The following is a 1383-nucleotide window of genomic DNA, read 5'->3' on the forward strand; positions in this document are numbered from 1 at the left end:
GACCATTAAAAATCCATCATCAACAGACTGCCATTGAAAGTTTCCGGGCTTGTTCGGATTAAACTTGTAATTTGCCAAATCTAAAAACAAAATAGTTGTGTGTCATATGAACATGTACCTTTAGTTATCAAATAAGCGCTTAAAGAACCCCTTCTTTGAAGCCTTTTTTTGATCATCACTATTTTCTTCTGACTGTTGTGCCTGTGCAGTACTTTTTTGCTTAGTTTGTGTTTGTTGCTTAACTTCCTGCGGCTCATTTTGTTGTGTTAAAAGACGCTGTGTTGATAGGTTTAACTGTTGTTGCTGATCAATTAGCTTTTGTGCCTCATCAAGTTGTTTATCCTTGCTTTCCAACTGTTTAGCTAGCAAGGCATTTTGCTCTTTTAAATTCTTAATATTATCCTGCATAGCAGCAATAATTTGATCAGTATTATTATCTGTTTCGCTATGATATTCATTATGCTGGGCATGTTGCGACCGTTGCGCAACGTCATTGTTTGGATTGCTTGCCATGCCTTTTACAATGGAGTTTTTTTGCGTTGCGTTAAACAATAATGTACGTTCTTTTACATCAGTGTGCGCAATATTGTTTTTCTTTATATAACGATAAACATTGGATTTGTCTTTGCCGATTTCCTCTGCAATATCCTTCATAGAATAAAGCTTCATGCTAAATTACTCCTTCATTGCGAACAATGTTACCACAATAATGTGCGCAACGATGTTTTTTATTTAAACTCCTTAGTTTTCTACCATTGCTTTCATACGTGCATCTTTAAACCAAAAAGCTTTATCAACTTGTGAAACGCCTAGCTTGTAGGCATATAAAACTGGCTGTTGTAAGGTAGCAAATTCTTCTGGGCGAATAAGTGGCACCGACTGTTGGTTATAGTTGGTTGAATGACCACCAAATAAGGCGTCAACTGTAATCGTTGCTGCTGATCTATCAATTTTGTTAGATGATCTATTTGTCGGTCTTTACTACTTATTTGCTGATCCTTGGTAGCAAGCTGTTTGTCACGTTGAAACTTTAAATCTTCTATTTCTCTTCTTAGAGTAGCAATTAGCTCATTATTTTCTTTGCTAGTCTTTGGTATCTGTTTCCTACCTGTTTGTTGGCTCTTTGAGACCAAAGGCTTTGCTATCTTGTCTCTAATAATCATCTCAGCTGTAGTGCTAATCATGTTTGCACCCCGACTATCTTTTTATTGCTTTTTTGCTGGTAGTCTTTGGTAGTGATATTGAATGGCTTGTTTGGAGACCTTTAATTCATCAGCAAGTTCTCTAATAGTTTTAGGCATGATTTCCAAACCCCTTTCGGAGTTCAGCAAGTGCTTCTTGTCTTGCTTGATCTCTTATTTTTTTATCGTGCTCGGCCTGTTT

2 protein-coding genes and 1 pseudogene are annotated in these 1383 nt (G+C 36.7%); all 3 read right to left on the reverse strand.

The window, feature by feature from the left end; all coding sequences use genetic code 11:
* Positions 1-120 precede the first annotated feature (120 nt).
* Complete coding sequence (locus EKM84_RS14065; protein ID WP_034529710.1) at positions 121-669, reverse strand: DUF536 domain-containing protein; 549 nt, start codon at positions 667-669, stop codon at positions 121-123.
* A 251-nt stretch (positions 670-920) separates the two neighbouring features.
* A pseudogene (locus EKM84_RS14075) lies at positions 921-1301 on the reverse strand (DUF536 domain-containing protein); the annotation flags it as partial.
* Positions 1294-1383: replication protein A (locus tag EKM84_RS14080; protein ID WP_125766280.1), on the reverse strand; the 90-nt coding region annotated here is incomplete at its 5' end. The pseudogene EKM84_RS14075 and the gene EKM84_RS14080, both read right to left, overlap by 8 nt.

The organism is Levilactobacillus mulengensis (genome assembly GCF_003946045.1).
Lineage (GTDB): Bacteria > Bacillota > Bacilli > Lactobacillales > Lactobacillaceae > Levilactobacillus > Levilactobacillus mulengensis.

Bases quoted from the DNA above. Each gene is read 5' to 3' on its own strand.
- EKM84_RS14065 (WP_034529710.1), bottom strand. From the start codon at position 669: ATGAAGCTTTATTCTATGAAGGATATTGCAGAGGAAATCGGCAAAGAC.